The organism is Roseivivax halodurans JCM 10272 (genome assembly GCF_000521785.1).
GTDB classification, from domain to species: domain Bacteria; phylum Pseudomonadota; class Alphaproteobacteria; order Rhodobacterales; family Rhodobacteraceae; genus Roseivivax; species Roseivivax halodurans.
Genome location: NZ_JALZ01000131.1, coordinates 1 through 649, shown reverse-complemented (window position 1 = coordinate 649; position 649 = coordinate 1). Strand labels below are relative to the sequence as shown.

Here is a 649-nt window from a genome sequence, read left to right as displayed (position 1 = left end):
GGCATGACCAGCGTGCTGCACACATGGGGCTCGGCGATGACCCACCATCCGCACGTCCATGTCATCGTCCCGGGCGGGGGGCTGTCGCCGGACGGCGCCCGGTGGGTCGCCTGTCGCCCGGGGTTCTTCCTGCCTGTGAAGGTCCTGTCGCGGCTGTTTCGGCGCCTGTTCCTCGAAGGGCTGGAGGCGCTGCACCGGGCCGGCAAGCTGGCGTTCTTCGGCGATCTGTCGAAGTTGGCCGACCCCGATGCCTTCAAGGCCCATCTCGCGCCGCTGCGCAAAGCCGACTGGGTCGTCTACGCCAAGCCCCCCTTCGGCGGCCCGGAGGCGGTCTTGGCCTATCTCAGCCGATACACCCACCGCGTCGCGATCTCGAACCATCGCCTTGTCAGCGCGGACGCCGGCACCGTGGCCTTCCGGTGGAAAGACTACCGCATCAAGCGCGGCGATCGGATGAAGGTCATGCGTCTTCCCGTGGCCGAGTTCATACGCCGCTTCCTGATCCATGTCCTGCCATCGCGGTTCCACCGCATCCGCCACGCTGGCTTCCTGGCCAACGGCATCCGGCGTGACAGGATCGAGAAGATCAGGCGTCTGATCGATAAAGCTCCGGAGCCGGATCGGACGACAGAGGAGGACGGGCGCACCG

At 67.0% G+C, this 649-nt stretch carries 1 protein-coding gene; it reads left to right on the top strand.

Annotated features, from left to right (window positions below; all coding sequences use genetic code 11):
* A partial coding sequence (locus OCH239_RS21470) for an IS91 family transposase (protein WP_037267597.1) occupies positions 1–649 on the top strand: 649 nt, incomplete at both ends.